We start from the raw sequence: 22,083 nt of genomic DNA, 5'->3' as shown, positions 1-22,083 counted from the left end.
CACCATACATACCAGCAAGAATCGGGCCTGGCATCTCCGGTTTGCCCCGCAGTGTCAGACCATGTCACGTACGCCCACGACATGGAGGTACCCCATGGATATGATCTCGTTTCTCGCCTCCGAACCCTTCGACCGCAGCGGTGATACGCCGCTCTATGTCCAGCTTAAACATCGAATCGCTCTGCTTATCGCCAGCCAGGCGTTCGACACCAAGACGCCGCTGCCACGCGAGCTCGAAATCTGTGAGCGGCTGGAGTTATCGCGCGCGACCGTGCGCCGTTGCTTCCAAGATCTCGTCATCGAGGGGCGCGTGGTGCGCAAGCGCGGCCAGGGCACGTTCATCAAGCCCCAAACTTCAGCACCCGGCATCGACCTGGCCCTGAATTTCAGCGCGCGGATGCGCGAAGCGGGACGGGTTCCGAGCTCGCAGATTCTCGCCTTTTCAAGCATACCGGCCGTCCGCGGCATCGCCTCCGGGCTCAAAGTGCCCGAAGGGACACCCGTCTGGGAGATTCGCCGCCTGCGTCTCGCCAACGACAAACCCATGGAGCTCAACTACGTCTATATCCCCGTGTCACTTTGCCCCGAGCTCACGCGCAAAGACGTGGATGGCTCGCTCTACGCCTACATCGCGGAAAAGACCGGCATCCTGCCCGCAAGCGTCGATGCCGTCTACGAGACGGTCAACCTCGACAAGCATGAGGCGCGTCTTTTGGGACAGAACACCGGTAAGGCGGCGATGCGCATCGTGCGTTCGACCTACGACAAGACGGGAACCCCGTTCGAGGTAGGCGTGCTCATCAGCTGCGACGGTCAGGCAAAGCTGCACGTGCACATCGCCGCCGACAAAACAACCTTCACCGCCACAGCCCAATAAATCCAAAACGTGGGCGCCGTCGTTCAAACGAACGACGGCGCCCACACTCATTTTCTATTCAGCCCTAGTCATCGCACAAAGCCCCTTCGGCAGCACACGGTGCAACCGAGTCACCGTAGGCCGGGGCGGGAGGCGGTCCTTTCTCTCGGAAAACTTCGCGAAGCCCAGTTTCCGAGAGAAAGTGTCCGGCTGCCGCCCCGGCCGACCAGGTCACATTACACCGTGTGCTGCGGCAGGTCCTGCAGGGCGATGACGTCCATGCCCATGTCGTTGGCGCTGCCGTGACCCTGCTGGTCCTCACGCACCGCCTCGATGGCACTCACGTACGTGTTGGCGGCAGACATCGCGGTCACGCAGGTCACACCGCGTCGCACTGCCTCGGTGCGCAGCAGATAGCCGTCGCCGCGCGAGCCCGGACCGTACGGCGTGTTGATGATCACCGCGATCTTGCCATCGGCGATGAGGTCGCCGATGTTGGGGCGCTCGCCATCATGTGGGCCGCTGATCTTTTCCACGATCTCGCAGGTCACGTTGCCGCCGCGCAGCACGCGCGCCGTACCTTCGGTGGAGCAGATATCAAAGCCCAGGTAGCGCAGGATGCGGGCGACCGAAAGGATATGGCGCTTGTCGCGGTCGCACACGCTGATGAACACCTTGCCGGCGCTCGGGTCGGGTAGCTTGTAGTCAATCGCCAGCTGCGTCTTGGCGTATGCCTCGGGATAGCTCTTGGCGATACCCATGACCTCGCCGGTCGACTTCATCTCGGGCCCCAGGATAACGTCGGCTCCCGGGAAACGGCCCCAGGGCATAACGGCTTCCTTCATGCAGAACCAGTCCAGCTGACGCTCGTCGCTCGGCAGGCCCAAGCTCGCGATGGAATCGCCCGCCATGATACGTGCGGCACACTTGGCGAGCGGCACACCGGTGGCCTTGGAGATAAACGGCACGGTACGGCTTGCGCGCGGGTTGGCCTCGATCACGTAAACGGTCTCGCCCTTAATGGCGTACTGCACGTTGACCAAGCCGCGCACGCCCAGCGCCATCGCGATGCGGCGCGTGGTCTCGCGAAGCTTTGCCTGCAGGCTCTCGCTAAAGCTAAACGGCGGAATGCAGGTCGCGGAGTCGCCGGAGTGAATACCGGCCTCCTCGATATGCTCCAGGATGCCGCCGATGTAAACCTCTTCGCCATCGCACAGGGCGTCGACATCGGACTCGATCGCACCCTCCAGGAAGCGGTCCAGGTATACCGGGTAGTCGGGGCTAATGCGCGCAGCCTCGGCCATGTAATCGCGCAGATGCTCGGCATCGTAGGCGATCATCATGCCGCGGCCGCCCAGCACGTAGCTCGGACGCACCAGCAGCGGGTAGCCAATGTGCGCGGCCACGGCCTCGGCCTCCTCAAACGAGGTTGCCTGGCCCGCCGGCGGATACATAATGCCCAGCTTGTCGAGCAGGGCGGCAAAGCGCTCGCGGTCCTCGGCAAAGTCGATGGCATCGGGCTTGGTGCCCATAATGTTCACGCCGCTCTCCTCGAGCATGCGCGCCAGCTTAAGCGGGGTCTGGCCACCGAGCGTCACCACGACGCCGTCGGGACGCTCAACATCAATAACGTCCATGACGTCCTCATAGGTGAGCGGCTCAAAGTACAAGCGGTCCGAGGTGTCGTAGTCAGTCGAGACTGTCTCGGGGTTGCAGTTGACCATGATGGTCTCGAAGCCGCGGGCCGCCAGCGCGTAGCTCGCGTGCACGCAGCAGTAATCGAACTCGATACCCTGGCCGATACGGTTGGGGCCGGCGCCCAGGATCATCGCCTTGGGCTTGTCCGCCGGCGTGGTCTCGTCGGGAGCCACGCACTTCTTGGCATCCGGGCTCGTGCGGTAGATGTTCTCGTAGGTCTTGTAGTGGTACTCCGTGGCGCTCGAGAACTCCGCAGCGCAGGTATCGACCGTCTTCATGCTGGGGACCACGCCCAGGCCCTTGCGGTAAGCGCGCACAAAGCGCTCGTCCGAGCCGGTCAGCGCGGCGATCTCGGCGTCGCTCGTGCCATACTGCTTGAGCAGGCGCATCGCGTCGGCGTCGATGTCCTCCACGCGCAGGCCGCGGATGCTCTCCTGAACCTGCACCATATCGTTGATACGGTTGAGGTACCACGGATCGATACCGCAGATGGCATGGATGCGGGCGATGTCCCAGCCACGGCGCAGGGCCTCGACCACAAAGCAGATGCGGTGCTCGGTCGGGGTGCCCACGGCCTGGGCGAGCTCGTCGTCACTCAGCTTGTCGGCACCTTCCTTGCCACCGGCACAAATGCCCTGATGCCCGTCCTCCAGCGAACGCATGGCCTTGCCGAAGGCCTCCTCAAAGGTGCGGCCGATCGCCATAATCTCGCCCACGGCCTTCATGCGCGTGGTGAGCGTGGGGTCGGTACCCTTAAACTTCTCGAAGGCAAAGCGCGGCACCTTGACCACACAGTAGTCGATCGTGGGCTCAAAGCAGGCGGGCGTTGCCTTGGTGATGTCGTTGACGATCTCGTCGAGCGTGTAGCCCACGGCCAGGCGAGCGGCGGCCTTGGCGATGGGGAAGCCCGTGGCCTTGGAGGCCAGTGCGGACGAACGGCTCACGCGCGGGTTCATCTCGATGACGATCAGACGGCCGGTCTGGGGGTTCACGGCAAACTGCACGTTGGAGCCGCCGGTCTCGACGCCAATCTTCTCCAGAATGGCGAGCGACGCGACACGCATGCGCTGGTACTCAAGGTCGGAGAGGGTCTGCGCTGGCGCCACGGTGATGGAGTCGCCGGTGTGCACGCCCATGGGGTCGAGGTTCTCGATGGAGCACACGATGATGCCGTTGCCGGCGTGGTCGCGCATGACCTCCATCTCATACTCTTTCCAACCCTCGATGGACTCCTCGACCAGCACCTCATGGGCAGGCGAGAGCTCAAGGCCCTGGCTCACGATGGAGACGAGCTCCTCGTGGGTATGCGCGATGCCGCCGCCGGCGCCACCGAGGGTAAAGCTCGGGCGCAGTACGCAGGGATATCCCACGCGCTCGGCGATAGCCTCGGCGTCGGCCACGCTGTAGGCATAGCCCGAGCGCGCGACCTCCAGGCCGATCTCGGCCATGGCCTCGTTAAAGAGTTTGCGGTCCTCGCCGCGCTCGATAGCGGCCAGGTCGCAGCCGATCATCTCGACGCCGTACTTGTCGAGCGTGCCGTCCTTTGCCAGCTCGACGGCGGCGTTCAGACCGGTCTGGCCGCCCAGCGTGGGCAGCAGCGCGTCCGGGCGCTCTTTCTTGATCACGCGCTCGATAAACTCGGCGGTGATAGGCTCAACATAGGTGCGGTCGGCCAAGCCCGGGTCGGTCATGATGGTCGCCGGATTGGAGTTGACCAGGATGACCTCAAAGCCATCCTCCTTGAGCACCTTGCAGGCCTGGGCGCCGGAGTAGTCGAACTCGCAGGCCTGGCCAATAACGATGGGGCCCGAACCAATAACGAGGATGCGCTTGATGTCAGTACGTTTAGGCATGTTAGTTCTCCTCGGTCGCAGCGTTCTCGGACTCGGCGAAATTCCAGCCGGCGAGGCGGTCCTTCGCGGTGTCGATGTCCAGGTAGTTCTCCTCGCCGTCCATGAGTCGCGTAAAGGCGGTAAAGAGATAGTGGGCATCGGTGGGGCCGGGCGAAGCCTCGGGGTGGTACTGGACCGAGAAACACGGGGCGTCGAGCAGCTGGATGCCCTCGGCGGTGCCGTCGTTGAGGTTCACATGTGTCAGGCGAATGCGACCAAAGCGCTCGTTCATCACGACCGGCGCGACGCCGCGACGCACCCAGGCGCGCAGGTCGCCATCGGCCGCATGCTCGGTTTCGCCGCCGGAAAGCTCCGGAATCAGTTTGCCCAGACTGGGGAACAGCAGGCCAAAGCCGTGGTTTTGCGCGGTGATCTCCACGCGACGGCTCACCAGATTCATAACCGGCTGGTTACCGCCACGGTGACCGAATTTAAGCTTTTCCATTTGGGCGCCGCAGGCCAAGCTGATCATCTGGTGACCCAGGCAAATACCAAAGACCGGCACCTTGCCGATCAGCTGCTGCACCTGCTCGTAGGTCTCCACCACGGCATCGGGGTCGCCGGGGCCGTTGGACAAAAAGACGCCATCAGGATTCATGTCGAGCACCTGCTGGGCGGGCGTATCCCACGGCACGACGGTGAGGTCGCAGCCGGCACGGACCAGGCCCTCCAGAATACCGCGCTTCACACCGCAGTCGTAGGCGACCGCTTTGTGACGGGCAGGAGCGGCAGCCACAAGCGCAAAGCCATGCGTGGCAGGCAGGTCGGCGGCCACAAACTCGTGAGGCGCGGGACAGCTCACGGTCTTGACCAGGTTCTCGCCCACCAGCGTGGGCGCTGCGTCCAGACGCTCGGCGAGCTCGTCGACGTCGAAGATCTCTGTCGAGATAATGCCCATCTTGGAACCATTGTCGCGCAGATGGCGCACCAGAGCGCGGGTGTCGACACCCTCGATAGCGACGATGCCGTGAGCGCGCAGGTACTCCGGCACGCTGACGGCCGAGCGCCAGTTAGAAGGCGTGGCGCACATGTCGCGAACGATCATGCCGCGCATAGCCGGAGCGCTCGCAGGGCGCACGGCGTCGCCGGGGAAGGCCGACTGGACATCGGTCTCGTCGATACCGTAATTGCCGATCTGCGGATAGGTCATGGTTACAATTTGGCCGGCATAACTCGGGTCGGTCATGACCTCAAAGTAGCCCTCGAGCGAGGTGTTGAAGCAGACTTCGCCGGTCGCGGTGCCCTCGGCGCCGCATGCACGTCCATAAAAAATGGTCCCATCCTCAAGATACAGGATACAGGGACCGCAGGTGCCCTTGCTGGTTTTGGCCAGCATACGCTGGCAAAGCTCGCTGGGCGCGAAGGTGCGGGCGGCAGCGCCCGCGGTATGGTTGTTCGCCATAATTCTCCTTCCCGGTCTCACAGGACCGGCTTAAAGGTGTGTAGTTAGGCCTCGCGGTATTGTAACCGCAAGCATGCCTCATGGCGTTAATTTCATCGAAATGTTTACGAAATGATAATTATGACTTTCTATGCATAATGATTTTTTAATCCCCGTCCCGGAAAAATCATCCCGCGGGGCTTGTGGCTCACGCGGGATGATGGCGTCTTATTTTATCTTGTCCTGCTCCAGCAGTTCGGACGGTGTGCGATCGGGCTTGCCGCCGCGGAAAATCTCGCGGCCATGCAGACGATGCTCCAGGTCACGTTCGGCCTTTTCCTCGTCAATCTTGGTCTGGCTCACCACCGGGTCCTCAATCAACGACGACACCGAGTTCACCTGTTTTTGAATGCGCTCGGCAATGGTGTCGTCCATGCTTACGATGCGCATCTTCCAGTCGATACTCGTGGCGTTGGATGAGCTCTTGGTCCACACGAACGTCAAAATGGCGCTCTGATGACCCCGCGCGGGAAACATGCCAAAAAAGGAATCGTGCTGAATGTTGCTATCCTCGTCGATATAGGCGTGAACGTTATACACCACGCGGTCAATCTTGTCGTTGAGCAGGGCGTTGGTCGCAAGCGCCGCGGCCTGGATCTGCCCGTTGGACAGCAGCTCGAGCTCATTGGCAGACGATGTGTCCAACACCGTCACCTCGACCGTGCCCGTACGCTCATCAGCTTCATCGACGGTAAAGTCGAGCGGGAACTGCGTAAAGCCGTTACCCCACTCAAGGCCGCCCTTGAGCGCGGTCGAGACGGTATCCACCGAAACGCTCTCGGACAGGTTGGCGGTATTCAGACGGCGCATCACGCCGTAGCCGATCTGCATGCCCACGATCAGCACCAGAATACCGATGACCACGGCCATCGCGGTCTTCGTAATGGTATGGCTCACCTGCGAGCCCGAAGGATCGTCCTCGGACAGCGGGTCGATATGTTTTGCCTGGCTCGCGCGGTCCTCACTGCGCAGCTGCGCTAGCGCCGCTTTGTCACCGCGCTTGGCCGCAGCCTCCTTCTCACGCATGCGCTCGGTTCGCTTTTTGGCAAGCGTGGGATCCAAGACACCGGATGCATCGATTTCGGAGAATAACTCCGTCACTTCTTCCGGAGTCAAAGGGTTCTTGTCAGCCATAAACTTCCTGTCATATCAATCAGTCGAGCTCGTGCGCACGCGCACCTTCGAACTGCATTCGATAGTAACGGGCATAGGTGCCGCCACGGGCGAGAAGCTCCTCGTGCGTGCCACGCTCCACAACGCGACCATGCTCAACGGTCGCAATCTCATCGGCATGCTTAATGGTCGAAAGACGATGGGCGATGATAATCGTGGTGCGGCCGCGTGCCAGCTCTTCGAGTGACTCCTGCACCGCCTCCTCGCTCTCGTTATCCAAAGCACTCGTTGCCTCGTCCAAAATCAGGATCTTGGGGTTCTTGAGAAACACGCGCGCGATGGCAACGCGCTGTTTCTGTCCGCCCGAAAGACGGCTGCCGCGCTCGCCCACGACCGTGTCATAGCCCTGTGGAAGCGACTCGATAAAGGCATCGATGTTGGCGCGACGGGCGGCCTCGGCGATCTCCTCTGTCGTAGCGCCCGGCTTGCCGTAGGCGATGTTCTCGCCGATTGTTCCGTCAAACAGGTAGACATCCTGCTGCACCAGGCCGATGGCGCGGCGCAGGCTCTGCTGCGTCACATCGCGCACGTCCTGGCCGTCGATGCTAATGGATCCGGCAGCCACGTCATAAAAGCGCGGCAGCAGCGAACAGGTCGTGGACTTGCCACCGCCCGAAGGGCCAACCAAAGCGATGGTCTGCCCGGGCTTGATGGACAGATTCATATGGTCGATAACGGGACGCTCTTCGGCATCGCCCTCGCCCAGCTCAACGTCCTCGTAGTTAAAGCACACGTCGTGATAATCCACGGCGCCGGCGGTCACCTGCAGATCCGTGGCGCCCGGCTTGTCCTGGATATCCGGCGCGGTCGAGAGCACCTCGTCCATACGCTTAAAGCCGGCGATAGCCTTCTGATACGTTTCGGCCGAATTGACGAGTGTCTCGAGCGGCGTGCAGAACAGCGAAATATAGAGTGCAAAGGTCGCCATATCGACCGCCTGCAGCTGCCCCTGGGCGACCAGCCAGCCGCCCAGCAGCACCACGATCACATAGAGCACACCCGAAAGCAGGCCATATGTCGCGGTATAGACGCCCATGGCGTGATACATGTTCTCCTTGGACGAAAGATAGCGATTGTTTGAGGCGCGGAACTTGAAGCGTTCGGTCTCCTCATTGGCAAAGCTCTTGACCACGCGCATGCCCGCCAGCGAATCCTGCAGCTGCGCATTGATGCCGCTGATCTTTTTGCGGTTGTCGCTAAAAACCTCGCGCATGCGCATGTTCTGCCAAAACATGATGACCGCAAACGCTGCTGTCACCACAGCCATGGCAAGCGCCAGCACCGGGGCGATGGTAAAGAGGATCACAAACGAGCCGATAATCTCGATGCCGCAGATGATGATCCACTCGGGCACGTGATGCGCCGCCTCGCAGATATCGAACAGGTCGTTGACCACGCGACTCATCATGTCACCCGAGCTGTTACGGTCGAAGTACGCAAAGCTAAAGCGCTCGTACTGGTCAAACAGGTCCTCGCGCATCTTGGACTCCATGCGCGCGCCCATCACGTGGCCCCAGTAGCTCACAAAGTAGCGGCAGGCGCAACGGATGATATACATCAGCACCAAACCCACCGCGATCATACCGAGCGCCTGCATAATGGCAGCCTGACCCTGGGTAAACAACCCGCCGGTCAGATTGCGCAGAATAATAGGAAACGCAAGGTCAATGGCAGCAAGCACCAGAGCGCAAACAGTATCGGCAACAAAAAGCCCCATCTGGGGCTCGTAATACGAGAGAAACCTTTTAAACATAATCACCTTACGCGGTTTTACCAAACCGCGTTTCGTCTCGACGCTGCAAGTGCTCCATTTGGACAATCTGGCCTTCAATCGTCGGTCGCGTATATCCATACGCTTCCCTCCTCTTTTAGGCCACCTTGTCTCAAATGGAGCACTTTCGCTGACTTATACAAACCTGCGGGATCATTCCCGCTCGTTAAAGATCGGCCCCGCCTAGTCGGTGCGCGATGCTGTCGCAAGCAAGCGCGCCCACGACGGTCTTGGCGTCTTCGATCTTGCCGTCGAGTACGGCGTCGATCAACTCGGGCAGCGGCACCAGGTCCACGTTGACAAACTCGTCATCATCGGGGTTGGGCGCATCAAACTCCAGCTTGGTAGCCAAGTAGATGTGAATGATCTCGTCGCAAAAACCACAGGACGTGACAATCGACGTCAAAAAGCGAATGCGACCAGCCCTAAAGCCCGTCTCCTCATGCAGCTCGCGTTTGGCGCAATCGAGCGGGTCCTCGCCTGGATCGAGCTTGCCGGCGGGAATCTCGACCGTCACACGGTCGATGGCGGTGCGGTACTGACGCACCAGCACAATCTTGCCGCTCTCGGTCAGCGCCACAACGGCCGCCGCACCCGGATGGCGAACGATATCGCGGGCGCTGCGGCGACCGTTAGGCAGCTCAACCTCAAGACGGTGGACGTCGAGGATCTTGCCCTTCCAGGCGCACTCCTCCGAAAGAATCTTCTCGTGCAGCTCGGCATCGTGCGGGTCGTCGTCGCCCAGCACCAGCGCCGGCTCGTCAGCGACCTCGCCACCAGGTTCGCCCTCGGCGTGCCCATACATGCGGCTGTCCTCCTCGACGATCTGTGCGTCCACGAGCTCTTCGTTCTTCTCGTCCATCCGTCTCATTCCTCTCGGATTTTAGGCATCCCAGGCGTCGCGGCCGCGCAGCGCGCGCAGGCCGATGTCGTGGCGCAGGGTCTTGCCTTCAAAATCAATCTTCTCGCAGGCCTCGTAGGCAAGGTTGCGAGCGTTCTCGAACGTGTCGCCCAGAGCGGTCACGGCAAGCACGCGGCCACCATTGGTCACGAGCTGGCCGTCCACCACGGCGGTGCCCGCGTGGTACACGGTCACGTTCTCCATGGCCTCGGCGTCGGCGATACCGGTGATGACCTTGCCCTTCTCGTAGCTGCCGGGATAGCCCGCGCTCGTCAGGACAACGGCCACAGCCCACTCGTCACGCCAGTCGAGCTCAATCTGATCGAGCTCGCAGTTGGCGCAGGCGAGCATGACCTCAACCAGGTCGTTCTTAAGGCGCGGCAGCACGACCTGCGTCTCGGGGTCGCCAAAGCGGGCATTGAACTCCAGCACCTTGGGGCCGGCAGGCGTGAGCATAAAGCCGCCATACAGGCAGCCGCGGTAGTCGATGCCCTCGGCAGCAAGCTCGGCAACGGTCTGCTCCATGACCGCCACCATGGTGGCGTGTTCCTCGTCGGTCACGATGGGCACCGGGCTGTAGACGCCCATGCCGCCGGTGTTGGGGCCCTTGTCGCCCTCGAGGGCGCGCTTGTGGTCCTGCGAGGTGGCCATGGGGCGCACGGTCTTGCCGTCGGTAAAGGCGAGCAGCGAGCACTCGGGACCAACGAGCATCTCCTCGATGACCACAGTATTGCCGGCATCGCCAAAGGTGCCGCCAAAGCACTCGCGCACGGCCTCCTCGGCCTGCTCAAGTTCGATCGCCACGATGACGCCCTTGCCCGCGGCAAGGCCGTCGGCCTTGACGACCAGCGGGGCGCCCTGCTCGCGCACGTAGGCGAGAGCCGAAGCCTCGTCGGTGAACGAGCCGTAGGCTGCCGTCGGGATACCGGCGCGCTCCATGAGCTGCTTGGAGAACAGCTTGGAGCCCTCCATCTGGGCACCCTCGGCACCCGGGCCAAAGCAGGGAATACCCGCCGCGCGCACGGCGTCGGCCACGCCCGCCACGAGCGGAGCCTCGGGGCCAATTACCACGAGTCCGCATCCGTGGCTCTGCGCAAACGCCGCCACGGCCGCAGGATCGCAGTCGTCGAGAACAACGTTCTCGCCGCAGCTCGCGGTGCCGCCGTTGCCCGGCGCGATGTAGAGCTTGCCGGCGCGCGGTGATGCTGCGAGCTTAGCTGCCAAAGCATGCTCACGGCCGCCGCTGCCCAACAACAGGATGTCGATGGTTTGAGTGTCCGCCTTCAAGGGTGCCTCCTCTATGGATGAATGGCCCGCTCCGCGCGAGCCCTTTGCAAGCAAATATACCCCTCGGCCGCCCGCTTGGGCTGCAAAGGGGTATATCGCAATAACCAAATAGTCCCGATTACTTCCAGAATCGGTTGATGATCTGCTCGCGACCGGCGCCGACGCCAATGAACGTCACGCGGGTGTGTGCCAGATCCTCGATAAACGCCACGTAGTCCTGAGCCTCCTGCGGCAGCTCATCAAAGCTGCGGCAACCGGTGATGTCGCACTTCCAGCCGGGGAGCTCCTCGTAGATGGGCTTGGCATGCTCAAAGCGCACCTGATGCTCGGGCACGCTGGTGTAGCGCTCGCCATCGACGTCGTAGGCCACGCACACCTTGATGGTGTCGAAGGCCGAAAGCACGTCGAGCTTAGTCAGGGCGATATCGGTGAGGCCGTTGACGCGTGAGGCGTAGTTGGCGATGGGGCCGTCGAACCAGCCGCAGCGACGACGGCGACCGGTGGTCACACCGTACTCATAGCCCTCCTCGGTCAGCGTGTGGCCGGCCTCGGACTCATAGGAAAGCTCGGTGGGCATGGGGCCCGAACCGACGCGGGTGATATAGGCCTTCATGACGCCCAGCACGCGGTCGACGTTCTTCATGCCCACGCCGGAGCCGGTGATGGCGCCGCCGGCGGTGCAGTTGGAAGACGTCACGTACGGATAGGTGCCGTGGTCGATGTCGAGCAACGTCGCCTGGGCGCCCTCAAACAGCAGGTCCTTGTCCTCATCGATCATGTTGTTGAGCAGCAGGCTCGTCTCGGTGATGTAGGGACGCAGGCGCTCGGCCATGGGCAGGTACTCGTCGCAAATCTGGTCCACGGTGTAGGTGGGCAGGTTGTAGATGAGCTCAAGCTCGGGGTTCACGCGGGCGAGAGCGGTCTCCAGCTTGTCGCGGAACAGCGCCTCGTCCAGCATATCCTGCATGCGCAGGCCAATGCGGGCCATCTTGTCCTGATAGCACGGACCGATACCGCGCTTGGTGGTACCGATGTTCTTCTTGCCGAGCTTCTGCTCAAAGGCGCCATCCAGGTCGATGTGGTACGGCATGATGACATGCGCGTTGCCGCTAATCTTGAGGTTCTTGGTGGTGATGCCGTCGGCCTCGAACATGTCGATCTCCTCAAGGACAACCTTGGGGTTGACGACGCAGCCGTTACCGATCACCGACACATGGTCGGAATACATGATGCCGGAGGGCACCTGGTGCAGGCCGTACTTCTTGCCGTTGACGACGATGGTGTGGCCGGCGTTGTTGCCGCCCGAGTAGCGCACGACGGCATCGAAGTCACCGGCGACCAGGTCGCAGATCTTACCCTTGCCCTCATCGCCCCACTGGGCACCGACCAAAACGGTTGACGGCATGTTTACTCCTTACATTCATGGACTGTCTACGCGCCACGCCGGCACGCAGAAGCACAAAACATTCCCAGTATACCCGTGCAACGGGCGCCTGTCCTACTCCTCGGCATGTGCCCCATCAAGCTCATAGAACTTGGTGGATGCCGGCAGGAACATCAGGTCGACGTCGCCGATCGGGCCCGAACGGTTCTTGGCCACGACGATACGCGTAACGCCCTCGTCGGGTCGATCGTCGCGCGAGGCCTCGGCCTCGTCGGCGGATCGGTCCAAGAACATAACGATATCGGCGTCCTGCTCGATGGAGCCCGATTCACGCAGGTCGGACAGCTGCGGGCGCTTGCCGGTACGGGATTCGACCTGACGCGAGAGCTGCGATAGCGCGATGAGCGGGATCTTGAGCTCCTTGGCCATGATCTTCAGACCACGCGACATCTCGGAGACCTCGACGGTACGGCTCTCGGAGCGGCGTCCCGGCGGAGGACTCACCAGCTGCAGGTAGTCCAGGATGATGATGGCCTTCTCCTTGTTGTGGAGCATGCGGCGGCTCTTGGCGCGAATCTCGGTCACCGTGGTGCCGGGCGTATCGTCAATCAGAATATCGAGCTTGGACAAGGTCTGCGTGGCCTCGTTGATATTGGCCCACTGCTCGGGGCTAATGCGGCCCATGCGGAAGTCACTGATCGAGATCATGGCGTAGGCGCAAATCAGGCGCTGGGCAATTTCCTTGCCCGACATCTCCAGCGAGAAGAAGCCGACGGTATAACCGGCAGCGGCAGCGTTGAGCGCCAGATTCAGAGCGAACGACGTCTTACCCACAGCAGGGCGGGCGCCGATGATGATGAGCTGGCCCTCGCGAAAACCCATGAGCATGCGGTCGAGCGACGGGAAGCCCGTGGGCACGCCCGCAGCCTGGCCACCGGCCTGGCACACTTCCTCGGCCTCGTTATAGGCCTCGACCATAAACTCGGTCAGCGTCTTGTAGCTCGACTTGACCTCGCGTGCCGTGACCTTGAGCAGCTTACTCTCGGCCAGCTCCACGACCTCTTTGGTATCGGTGGGGGCGTTATATGCCAGCGCGTTGATCTCGTTGGTGGCGCCGATCAGCTCGCGCAGCATCGAATCGCGGCGAACGATGGCGGCATGATGCTGCCAGTTGACGAGCGACAGGGTCTGACCCATCAACTCCAAAATGTACGCTTCGCCGCCCACGGCATCGAGCTTATTGATGCTTCGCAGGTAATCGATCAGCGAGATGGAGTCGATGGGAATGCGGCTGTTGTACATATCGACCATCGCGGTATAGATGGTCTTATGAATGGGCCGGTAGAAGTCATCGGGCTGCAGCTCGACCTGGGCCTCTTCGACCACCTCGGGCGATAGCAGCATAGCGGCCAGTACATTGGCCTCTGCATCTTGGTTTTGGGGAAGACCCAACTTGGAGCCGCGGTCCTCAACCGTCAGCCCGGTCTCCCTATCGTCATATGCCATGAGCATCCTCATTCATATCGCTTGCGAGCATCCATAGTATCAGCCACGGTCCCAAAACGCGCCGCGCGCCGCCAATCATCACCGAACCAAACGGATGAACGGTCCTGTATATAGGACTTCGACGCAACGTTCACCATGAAACTCACTCAGCGCAAAAAACAAAAGGGCGCCCTGGTTTCCCAGAGCGCCCTTCTTAGAACAAGATTGTTGCGTTGCAGCAAATGCTACTCGGCAGCAGCCTCAGTCTCGACCTCGGCGGTCTCGGCCTCGGCGACCTCAGCGGCCTCCTCGACCTCAGCCTCGGCAGCGAGCTCCTCGGCGGTAACGCCGACGAGAACGACAACCTCGGCCTTGATCTCGCGGTACAGCGAGATGGCAACGGTGTGGGCACCGGCAACCTTGATGGGCTTACCGAGCTCGACGCGCTTGCGGTCGATGTCCATACCGAGCTGAGCCTTGATGGCGTCAGCGATCATAGCGGCGGTAACGGAGCCAAAGAGGATGCCCTCGTCGCCGACCTTGACGTCAACGGTGACCGTCTTGCCCTCGAAGGCAGCCTTGGTCTCGTTGGCGGTAGCCAGACGGACGGCCTCGCGCTTGGCGATGTTGTTGCGACGCTCGTCAAGCTGCTTGAGGTTGCCCTTGGTGGCGGCAACAGCGAGCTTCTTGGGGAACAGGAAGTTCTCAGCGTAACCCTGAGCGACCTCTACGACGTCACCCTCGCCGCCCTTGCCCTTGATCTCATCGAGAAGAATAACCTTCATGATGCGTCTCCCTTCTTAGCCGCGGTCGCGGTTGCCACGAGAGGAAACCACGGGGACGGTGTACGGCAGGAGTGCCATCTCGCGGGCGCGCTTGATGGCATTGGCGATGTCATGCTGATGCTGCGTGCAAGCGCCAGTGACGCGACGGGGCTTGATCTTGCCACGGTCGGTCATGTACTTACGGAGAAGCTGAGTGTCCTTATAGTCGATGAACTCAGTGTTCTCCTTGCAGAACTGGCAGTACTTACGACGCGGCTGACGTGCAGAAAAATCATTAGCCATGTCAAAATACCTTTCATTTGGCAACTTCGGCGAACCGAAGCCGCCTCTCACTCAAAAATAGGTGAACAACCCTTAGAACGGGATGTCCTCATCGTAGACGTCGACCGCGGGCGGCGTAGCCACCGGTGCGGCAGGACGTGCTGCGGGCGCGGGAGCTGCGGGGGCGTAACCACCCTGATCGTAGCCACCCTGGCCACCACGGGAGCTCATAAACTCGATCTCATCGACGATGACCTCAAGCTTGCTCCGGCGCTGGCCGTCGCGCTCCCAAGAGCTGTAGCGCAGCTTGCCCTCGATCGCGACCTTGTTTCCCTTTGCCAGGAAACGGCTCACGGCCTCGGCGCGGGTGCCGAACATGGTGCAGTCGACAAAGTTGGGATAGTCCTCCCACTCGCCAGTCTGCGCGTTGCGGCGACGATCGTTCACGGCGACGCCAAAGGACAGAACCTGGGTTCCGCCGGCGGTGGCGCGCAGCTCGGGATCGCGGGTGAGGTTACCGGTGATGTTCACTCGATTGATGCTCATAACTCACTACTTCCTCTTGGGGCACAAGCCCAGTCCAAAACGACAGTCTTACTCCTGGTCGTCGCGACGGACGATCATGTGGCGGACCACAGCGTCGGTGATGCGCAGGACGCGATCAAGCTCGGCGATCTGGGTAGGATCTGCGTGGAAGTTGATGAGGGTGTAGTCACCATCGGTGAGGTCGTTGATCTCGTAGGCGAGCTTGCGCTTGCCCCACTCGTCAACGGAGTCGACCTTGCCAGCGCCCTCAGCGATCGTGGTATCGATACGCTTCATAACAGCGAGACGAGTCTCGGGGTCGAGCGACGGGTCAACAAAGAACAGCAGTTCATAAGCCTTCATATTGTCACCTCCTCTGGGCAAATGTGGCTTCAGGTCGTGAAGGTGCGCCTGAAGCAGGAAAAGACTTGGTAATAATATCTTTCAACCTCCTAGGCTGCAAGAATATGCAGCTACAACCTCATGACCTCCACATATGCCCATACTCACACGACGTTTCATGCGCATTCCAACCAAATGCTGACCAAAAGCTTGACGGATCTGTTGACAAGATACGGTGCCGTGGGGACAAGCTGAGCCAAGCCGCAGGTCAACGGGCACAAGGCTGTGGTCGCAAAATGCATACCAGTGGCCCACAGCACCACCCAAAGATTTTTAAATTCATTGCCAAGTCGCTTATGAATACCCTTTTTTGAACAATTGAGTTGATCAACCACGCTGGTCGGAAGCCGTTTTTTGGCACCTTAAACCCCACTGCAACGTCAAGCGCGGCAAGGCGTTTTAAAAAATGCCAACTTTTCTGTTTGCACTTTGCGATTCCTCGTGTATACTGACTCTCGCATTTAACGGAGAGTTGTCCGAGTGGCCGAAGGAGCACGATTGGAAATCGTGTAGGCGTCAAAAGCGTCTCCAGGGTTCAAATCCCTGACTCTCCGCCAGTTAATTCCAAAGCAGGCCTTCGAGCCTGCTTTGTTTTTACCCCACGCGGAGGGGTGGCAGAGTGGTTGAATGCGGCGGTCTCGAAAACCGTTTGGCCTGTATAAGGTCACGAGGGTTCGAATCCCTCCTCCTCCGCCATTTTGGTTGAGAAAGCTCCCGAAAACGGGGGCTTTTTTTGTTTAGAGTCCCTTACAAGCAAATACGGCGGAGGAGGAGGGATTCGAACCCGTCAGGACGCGGAGCGTAAAGAAAACGCGCCAGTGGCGCGTTTTTAGCGCAGTGCGGTCGGTGCAAGCCGACCGCATAAATTTTGAGCTCCGCTCAAAATTTGGACATCCCTCCTATTCAGCCACGCCCCCATCGCGGTCGATTCCAGCCCAAATCTCAAACGCGTACACCACCCTCCAAAGATGTCAAAAAATGTCGTTTTTGGAGGGTGATGTACACGTTTGCATATGACACACACTGTGCACGAGTCGACTTACTCGCATCCGGTATATTTCCCCACCTCAACGGACATAAGAGTTGGGTATCGACTCAGAGTGAGAGGCCCCCAATGGATACCCCTGTTCTCGTTTCGCATAAAACTGCGTGGCTTGTCCATCATGCTCCGTGGGACTTGGTGCAAGCCGTCGCACAACGCGACTACCAGATAGGTGCGCGAGGCCTCTCCACCCAGCAACGCATCGCTCGCATACGACAGGCCCTCACCGACTGCGGCATTCCGCCCGATATGCTCAAGACTATCGACATCTCCGTAGTATTTGCTTTCGAGCGAATTCGCACCAACGGTGTCACTTGCCATGTTCTCGGCCAAAACCTACCCTACAACCACATTGACGAGTTGACGCCCGGCATCTTTATCACCGACGAAGCCTTCACCTTCGTGCTCGCTGCCGAATGGATGGATAGGATCGAATACCTCGAGTATGGCTACGAAGTTTGCGGCAACTATCGCATGGGCCCCAATCCCTCTGACCCTTATACCGAGCAATCAGCAACCACCTCCAAGGACGAAATTGTCGAGCTACTCGATCGGCACCCTGGCAAACCCGGCGCCACGCGCGCACGTCTCGCGCTCAGACACATCTACGACCACTCGGCCTCGCCCATGGAGACTGCATCGGCAATTGCCCTTTCGCTCCCAGCGAGCGAAGGCGGCGTTGGCATTCGAGGTATCGAGCTCAACCAACCACTCGAGATCCCTCAACGTCTCTGGCATTGCACAAAAGCCCGAACACTCAAAATCGATGCCCTCATTACCTATAAGCGCAAGGAACTCGGCATCGAATATAAGGGCGGCTTCCACGACGAGGTCGAACGCAAGGGAGCGGACGCGGAACGAGAGGCCGCGCTCGCCCAAATGGGATATCGAATCGTTACGCTCACCTCGGCACAGTTTGCGAACCAGCTCGCCTTTCACCGTGCCATGAATAGCATTCGCGAAGCCCTCGGTATGCCTCGCTGCACTGATGCCGAGTATCAGCGAAAGCAAAACGAACTGCGCAAGACGCTTATCCGCAACTGGAAGGGCATGAAGGACATTGAGACGCCCTCCGAGTAACGTCGACCCGCACACCCCGCGCCAAAACATGTACATCACCCTCCAAAACCGACATTTTTCAACATCTTTGGAGGCTGATGTACATGTTTGGAACTTATGACCGTGCCCAGTCCCGACCGTTTACCGAGCAATAGGGTCGCCACGCCCGTCAAGCATGTACTATGTACGGGCATTGTCTAAACCCACGATCCAAAGGACCCCATCTTGCCCGTCGTCGCCGCTATGACCATTACCTCACATGCATCGGATGCTATGGTCGCCATTCCGTTTTGGCTCGAGATGTTCGCTGTTGTCGCTGCATCGATCTCGGGCGTGTTGGTCGCGCGCGAGCATAAGCTCGACCTGGTGGGCGCGGTCGCACTCGCCGTGGTCTGTGGCCTGGGCGGCGGTCTCTTGCGCGACATGACGCTGCAGGTGGGCAACGTCTACATCCTCAACCAGCCGATGGCACTCCCACTTTCCATCGCCACGGCAGCCATCATCTACATTTTCCCGGCAATCGTCGACAAGCCCGAAAAACTCATCCCCTTGCTCGATATCATCTCGGTCGGCATCTATGCGGCAACCGGCGCAGACAAGGCGCTGGTCTACGGCTTTGCGCCCGTCGTTTGCATCATGATGGGCTTCTTCACCGCAGTAGGTGGCGGCATGCTGCGCGACGGCTTTATGGGCGTGGTTCCGGGCATTTTTCAACGCACTAACTTTTATGCCATCGCGGCCATCGCCGGATCGACAAGCTACGTGTGTCTCGTTATGAGCGGCATCATGAGCAATGTCGCCGCGCTGATCGTATGCGTTGTCGTGACCATGGGTCTGCGCTGGCTCTCGCTGCGCTTTGACATCAAAAGCCCCACCGAAGAGGACATCGCGCGCTTTTTGCATCGCAAAAAGTAGGTAGCGCGGGCTCATCCTTCGAAATGCAACCGAGAGGTTCTTTTAGAGCGCCCGCGCGTTGGGTACCCTGTTAAGTACATATCGAGCATCTGACGAAGGATTCACTATGTCCCGCAATCAATTCCCGTCGACCCAGCGCCGTAAAGCGTGGGGCCGCATCACCATCCTATTCGCGCTCATCGCGCTGGCGCTCACCGCACTTCCCACGGCGTCATTTGCCGGCACGGACACGGCAGGCAACGTACTTGCAACCGACAACGACTCTAATCCGTCCGGTGTCGAGGGCGACCTGTATTGGGCCGGTCAGAGTCTCGAACTGGACGATGTCTCCATCGACCGCGATATCATTGCCGCGGGCGATACCCTCTCAATTCGCGACTGCACGGTGGGCGGCGCCGTCCGTCTGGCGGCACGCACCATCGACATTGCCAAGACCACGGTTGATGGCAGCGTGACCGTTGCTGGCCAGCATGTCGTTCTCAATTCCGACAGCACCGCCAACTGTTTCTACGCGATAGGCGAGACGGTCGCCTTGCGAGGCTCCACCAAGTCGGCAGCGCTCGCGGGCGATACGGTAACCATCGACGGCACCGTCGATGGCGATGTCGAGGTTTGGGCCGACAAGCTCATCCTGGGCAAGAACGCCCACATCACCGGCACCGTGAACGCGCACGTCTCCGAGGACCCCGAGCGCGCCGCGGGAGCCGAGGTCGGCGCACTCAAGATCGACCGCACCGAGAACGAGGATACTTCCACCGTTAACGATGTCATCGGCGGTATCGTCGCCGCGGCACTCTCGACCTGCTTTGTCGCCCTGCTGCTCGAGCTCGTCTTTCCGCGTGCGACTGCCAGCGCCGCCGGTATGCTCCACCAGCGCCCCATGCCCCTGTGGGTGAGCGGTCTTCTGGGCACGATTGCTATCGTCCCCGCCGTCCTACTGCTAATTATCTCTATCGCTGGCCTGCCGCTTGCCGGAACCCTCTTATGCGGCGTTATCGGCATCGCATTGGTGTCGAGTGCCTTTGCGGGGTGCGCGCTCGCCCGCATGGTCGGACACAACCAGAACCGCTACGCTATGGCAGCCGTGGGCGGCATAATCGCAGGCGCGCTCACGGGGCTTCCCCTCGTAGGTGACTTCATCAGCGGCGTGGCCTTTGTCTTTATGCTCGGCTACGTTATCCAGATCATCTGGCGAAACGCCCGCCTCAAGCCGCAGCAGCCGGCTAACACGCCAGGACTCCCCACCGCTTAGCCGCCAACCACCACAAAGGGGACAGGCACCTTTATGGTGGTGCAAGAGGATCAGGTTTCTTTGCACCAACAAACGAGGCGGGGCACCCGATCGCATCAACCGGGTGCCCCGCTTTTTCATATCTCGTGTTGATATTCGAGACGAGCAATTACTCCTCAGAGCCGTCGTCGCGCTTACGACTACGGATGAGGTGCGCCACGCCAATGCACAGCACCGCGCCACCAGCGATCCAAGTGAAAGTCACACCGTTAAGACCGGTCAGCGGGAGGTTAATCTGCTTGGTATCGCCGACGGTGATGTTGAAGGTGCCATCATCGGTGTTAATAAGGGTGCCTTCTTTGAAATCAAGCTTATTATCGCCAACCTTTCTGGCACTTGTATCGTTGAGGCCAGCGATGACCTTGGTTTCCTGGCTGGTTTTAAGCTCACCAGTGACTCTGGTGAGGCCAGCGGCCGGGCCATCGTCGGTCATGGTCGGCCTGATCTCGAAGGTGAAGGGGTCGACTGCGGTGTAGCCATCGGGAGCAGAAACCTCCTTGACGGTGTAGACGCCAGCATCGAGACCGGTAAGCGTAATGACACCATCGCCGTTCGTCTTAAGAATAACCTCGTTGGTGCTCAATTTGCCCTTATCATCGACATACTTTACTTGTTCGTTTTTCTCGTCTCCATTGGTCGTAATGGTGAACTGAGCATTTGGAAGTTTCGTCTCGGTACCCAGGTCGACCTTATTGATCCTGAGACCGTAGGTGTAGTCCTTGACCGTATCGGGCGGGGTCTGGCCTTTGCTATCCTTGTCCATGGGATTGTTGGAGTACTTAAGTATCACGGCGTTGTTGTTACTCTCAGTGCCAGCAACAATAGCGTGCTCGTTAATCCGTGCCGTATAAGAGACAACGATATAGGAGTCCTTAGTGACGCCCTTGACGGTCTTCAGGTTATCGCAGGTCCACTTCGTCGTCATGCTGCCATCCTCGGCGGCCGTGTCGGTCGATTTAATGAAGTTGGTAGTAATATCCGTACCCTTCTTGCGGGCGAGATCGGCCTTAGCGTCGTTCCTGTTCTTATACAGATAGACCTTGGCGCCCTCCTGCAGCGTCAGACCCTTGGAGATCTGGTCGGAGAACTGGTAGAAATACGTGCCGTACTTGTCGAAGTTCTCGGCGACGGTGCCATAAAGGTTGTACGTCACGTCCTGGCCGATCTGAGAGTCAGCAGCGTCGTGCTCCATACCGTCGGCGTCGCTCACGATCTTCTTCTCGACAGTGGGGACGCCCGTTTTCTCGGTAATTTTAACAGGCGCGCTTCCCACGACAGTGAAGATGGGGGACGTACCCGCGTCACCAGTCTCGATGGTGCCGGGATCGGTTACGAAGAGCCAGTAACCATGTTCAAGACCGGAAACGGTTTTGCCGGTCGTCGTCACGCTTTCGGTAAGACCGTCCACTCTGTCGGCAATCTTGTATGGAATGGAACCGAACTCAACGCGGGTTGTCTTACCGGCTCCCTCTACCTTTTTCGTGATCCAGTCCGCGGCGTCTTGGGCGGTCCTTCCCGCATAGGACTCGTCCTCCACCTGGATAAAGCTCTCGACAGCATTCTGCACATTAATGTTTGCCCACGTAATGTTGCTGACGGTTCCATTGGTGGCAACATCGGCCCTGAAAATCTGATAGCCCTTGAACTCGGTAGTGTTACCCTCAACGTTCTCGATAGTCACCGAACCGTTCGCAGTCGTCGCACCCTCAACCGCGAACGCCATGGTCACCGGGGCCATCACGCAGCCGAAGCTCAGCGCTGCTGTGAGGCCGGCGGTTACTGCCAGGCGGGCGATGTTCTTGGTTATCTTCATGTTTGGTCCTCTTTCTTGGAGGGTTCTCTAGTAACTTTTTCAAAACCAATGATCATCAGGTCGGTAGACCTGCTCGTCACTCGCTACGGAGGCAGTACGCCA

At 60.0% G+C, this 22,083-nt stretch carries 17 protein-coding genes and 2 tRNA genes; 6 read left to right on the top strand and 13 right to left on the bottom strand.

The genetic code is table 11. The features are described from left to right. The first annotated feature begins 94 nt into the window (after nucleotides 1–94). A complete protein-coding gene (locus DW796_RS01340; RefSeq protein ID WP_158551165.1) occupies nucleotides 95–877 on the top strand; it encodes a GntR family transcriptional regulator in 783 nt (260 codons plus the stop codon). A 215-nt stretch (nucleotides 878–1,092) separates the two neighbouring features. Here the strand turns inward: DW796_RS01340 and carB are convergent, their stop codons facing one another. From carB to rpsF, 12 genes are all read right to left on the bottom strand, one after another. Then, on the bottom strand, nucleotides 1,093–4,407 hold the full coding sequence (gene carB / locus DW796_RS01335) for a carbamoyl-phosphate synthase large subunit (RefSeq protein WP_118094029.1): 3,315 nt from the start codon (nucleotides 4,405–4,407) through the stop codon (nucleotides 1,093–1,095). Nucleotide 4,408: 1 nt separating this feature from the next. Beyond that, nucleotides 4,409–5,848, bottom strand: a complete 1,440-nt coding sequence (gene carA / locus DW796_RS01330) for a glutamine-hydrolyzing carbamoyl-phosphate synthase small subunit (protein ID WP_118094028.1) — start codon at nucleotides 5,846–5,848, stop codon at nucleotides 4,409–4,411. A gap of 207 nt (nucleotides 5,849–6,055) precedes the next feature. Continuing rightward, nucleotides 6,056–7,021: a hypothetical protein gene (locus DW796_RS01325; RefSeq protein WP_118094027.1), complete on the bottom strand. Its 966-nt coding sequence runs from the start codon at nucleotides 7,019–7,021 to the stop codon at nucleotides 6,056–6,058. Between the two features lie 19 nt (nucleotides 7,022–7,040). Beyond that, nucleotides 7,041–8,813 (bottom strand): ABC transporter ATP-binding protein, encoded by a 1,773-nt coding sequence (locus DW796_RS01320; RefSeq protein ID WP_118094026.1) that lies wholly within the window; start codon nucleotides 8,811–8,813, stop codon nucleotides 7,041–7,043. Between the two features lie 184 nt (nucleotides 8,814–8,997). Beyond that, entirely contained in the window at nucleotides 8,998–9,693 is a 696-nt protein-coding gene (locus tag DW796_RS01315) for an NUDIX domain-containing protein (RefSeq protein ID WP_187362345.1), read from the bottom strand. Nucleotides 9,694–9,714: 21 nt separating this feature from the next. Continuing rightward, the gene (purD, locus tag DW796_RS01310) at nucleotides 9,715–11,019 is read right to left on the bottom strand and encodes a phosphoribosylamine--glycine ligase (RefSeq protein WP_118094025.1); all 1,305 of its coding nucleotides are present in this window, start codon (nucleotides 11,017–11,019) and stop codon (nucleotides 9,715–9,717) included. Between the two features lie 118 nt (nucleotides 11,020–11,137). Further along, nucleotides 11,138–12,424, bottom strand: coding sequence for an adenylosuccinate synthase (locus tag DW796_RS01305; RefSeq protein WP_118094024.1), 1,287 nt, complete (start codon nucleotides 12,422–12,424; stop codon nucleotides 11,138–11,140). Between the two features lie 93 nt (nucleotides 12,425–12,517). Further along, a complete protein-coding gene (gene dnaB, locus DW796_RS01300; RefSeq protein WP_006235827.1) occupies nucleotides 12,518–13,915 on the bottom strand; it encodes a replicative DNA helicase in 1,398 nt (465 codons plus the stop codon). A 218-nt stretch (nucleotides 13,916–14,133) separates the two neighbouring features. Beyond that, complete coding sequence (gene rplI, locus DW796_RS01295; RefSeq protein ID WP_022094073.1) at nucleotides 14,134–14,673, bottom strand: 50S ribosomal protein L9; 540 nt, start codon at nucleotides 14,671–14,673, stop codon at nucleotides 14,134–14,136. A 15-nt stretch (nucleotides 14,674–14,688) separates the two neighbouring features. Continuing rightward, nucleotides 14,689–14,955, bottom strand: a complete 267-nt coding sequence (gene rpsR / locus DW796_RS01290; protein WP_006235829.1) for a 30S ribosomal protein S18 — start codon at nucleotides 14,953–14,955, stop codon at nucleotides 14,689–14,691. Between the two features lie 72 nt (nucleotides 14,956–15,027). After that, entirely contained in the window at nucleotides 15,028–15,480 is a 453-nt protein-coding gene (locus DW796_RS01285) for a single-stranded DNA-binding protein (RefSeq protein ID WP_006235830.1), read from the bottom strand. 48 nt (nucleotides 15,481–15,528) lie between these two features. Next, complete coding sequence (gene rpsF, locus DW796_RS01280; protein WP_006235831.1) at nucleotides 15,529–15,822, bottom strand: 30S ribosomal protein S6; 294 nt, start codon at nucleotides 15,820–15,822, stop codon at nucleotides 15,529–15,531. A gap of 505 nt (nucleotides 15,823–16,327) precedes the next feature. Here rpsF and DW796_RS01275 point away from each other — a divergent pair. From DW796_RS01275 to DW796_RS01255, 5 genes are all read left to right on the top strand, one after another. Next, nucleotides 16,328–16,418: transfer RNA gene (locus DW796_RS01275), tRNA-Ser, on the top strand. A gap of 48 nt (nucleotides 16,419–16,466) precedes the next feature. Beyond that, nucleotides 16,467–16,557: transfer RNA gene (locus tag DW796_RS01270), tRNA-Ser, on the top strand. A gap of 418 nt (nucleotides 16,558–16,975) precedes the next feature. Next, nucleotides 16,976–17,983 (top strand): hypothetical protein, encoded by a 1,008-nt coding sequence (locus DW796_RS01265; RefSeq protein WP_118094023.1) that lies wholly within the window; start codon nucleotides 16,976–16,978, stop codon nucleotides 17,981–17,983. Between the two features lie 204 nt (nucleotides 17,984–18,187). Beyond that, nucleotides 18,188–18,877, top strand: coding sequence for a trimeric intracellular cation channel family protein (locus tag DW796_RS01260; RefSeq protein ID WP_233539629.1), 690 nt, complete (start codon nucleotides 18,188–18,190; stop codon nucleotides 18,875–18,877). Nucleotides 18,878–18,983: 106 nt separating this feature from the next. Further along, complete coding sequence (locus tag DW796_RS01255) at nucleotides 18,984–20,129, top strand: polymer-forming cytoskeletal protein (protein ID WP_118094022.1); 1,146 nt, start codon at nucleotides 18,984–18,986, stop codon at nucleotides 20,127–20,129. Between the two features lie 148 nt (nucleotides 20,130–20,277). On the opposite strand, the gene DW796_RS01250 is transcribed toward DW796_RS01255, so the two are convergent. Continuing rightward, nucleotides 20,278–21,981 carry an isopeptide-forming domain-containing fimbrial protein gene (locus tag DW796_RS01250; RefSeq protein WP_118094021.1) on the bottom strand — a complete coding sequence of 568 codons (1,704 nt, stop codon included), beginning with the start codon at nucleotides 21,979–21,981 and terminating at the stop codon, nucleotides 20,278–20,280. Nucleotides 21,982–22,083 lie beyond the last annotated feature (102 nt).

It is taken from the genome of Collinsella sp. AM31-2AC, assembly GCF_003469285.1.
Lineage (GTDB): Bacteria > Actinomycetota > Coriobacteriia > Coriobacteriales > Coriobacteriaceae > Collinsella > Collinsella aerofaciens_AT.
This window is presented reverse-complemented; position numbering and strand designations above follow the sequence as displayed.

What these genes read in the sequence shown, in the direction of transcription:
- rpsR (WP_006235829.1), bottom strand. Translation starts at nt 14,955, where the DNA reads ATGGCTAATGATTTTTCTGCACGTCAGCCGCGTCGTAAGTACTGCCAG.
- DW796_RS01325 (WP_118094027.1), bottom strand. Translation starts at nt 7,021, where the DNA reads ATGGCTGACAAGAACCCTTTGACTCCGGAAGAAGTGACGGAGTTATTC.
- rpsF (WP_006235831.1), bottom strand. Translation starts at nt 15,822, where the DNA reads ATGAAGGCTTATGAACTGCTGTTCTTTGTTGACCCGTCGCTCGACCCC.
- DW796_RS01250 (WP_118094021.1), bottom strand. Translation starts at nt 21,981, where the DNA reads ATGAAGATAACCAAGAACATCGCCCGCCTGGCAGTAACCGCCGGCCTC.
- dnaB (WP_006235827.1), bottom strand. Translation starts at nt 13,915, where the DNA reads ATGCTCATGGCATATGACGATAGGGAGACCGGGCTGACGGTTGAGGAC.
- carA (WP_118094028.1), bottom strand. Translation starts at nt 5,848, where the DNA reads ATGGCGAACAACCATACCGCGGGCGCTGCCGCCCGCACCTTCGCGCCC.
- DW796_RS01255 (WP_118094022.1), top strand. Translation starts at nt 18,984, where the DNA reads ATGTCCCGCAATCAATTCCCGTCGACCCAGCGCCGTAAAGCGTGGGGC.
- DW796_RS01320 (WP_118094026.1), bottom strand. Translation starts at nt 8,813, where the DNA reads ATGTTTAAAAGGTTTCTCTCGTATTACGAGCCCCAGATGGGGCTTTTT.
- rplI (WP_022094073.1), bottom strand. Translation starts at nt 14,673, where the DNA reads ATGAAGGTTATTCTTCTCGATGAGATCAAGGGCAAGGGCGGCGAGGGT.
- DW796_RS01265 (WP_118094023.1), top strand. Translation starts at nt 16,976, where the DNA reads ATGGATACCCCTGTTCTCGTTTCGCATAAAACTGCGTGGCTTGTCCAT.
- DW796_RS01285 (WP_006235830.1), bottom strand. Translation starts at nt 15,480, where the DNA reads ATGAGCATCAATCGAGTGAACATCACCGGTAACCTCACCCGCGATCCC.
- DW796_RS01305 (WP_118094024.1), bottom strand. Translation starts at nt 12,424, where the DNA reads ATGCCGTCAACCGTTTTGGTCGGTGCCCAGTGGGGCGATGAGGGCAAG.
- DW796_RS01340 (WP_158551165.1), top strand. Translation starts at nt 95, where the DNA reads ATGGATATGATCTCGTTTCTCGCCTCCGAACCCTTCGACCGCAGCGGT.
- carB (WP_118094029.1), bottom strand. Translation starts at nt 4,407, where the DNA reads ATGCCTAAACGTACTGACATCAAGCGCATCCTCGTTATTGGTTCGGGC.
- DW796_RS01315 (WP_187362345.1), bottom strand. Translation starts at nt 9,693, where the DNA reads ATGGACGAGAAGAACGAAGAGCTCGTGGACGCACAGATCGTCGAGGAG.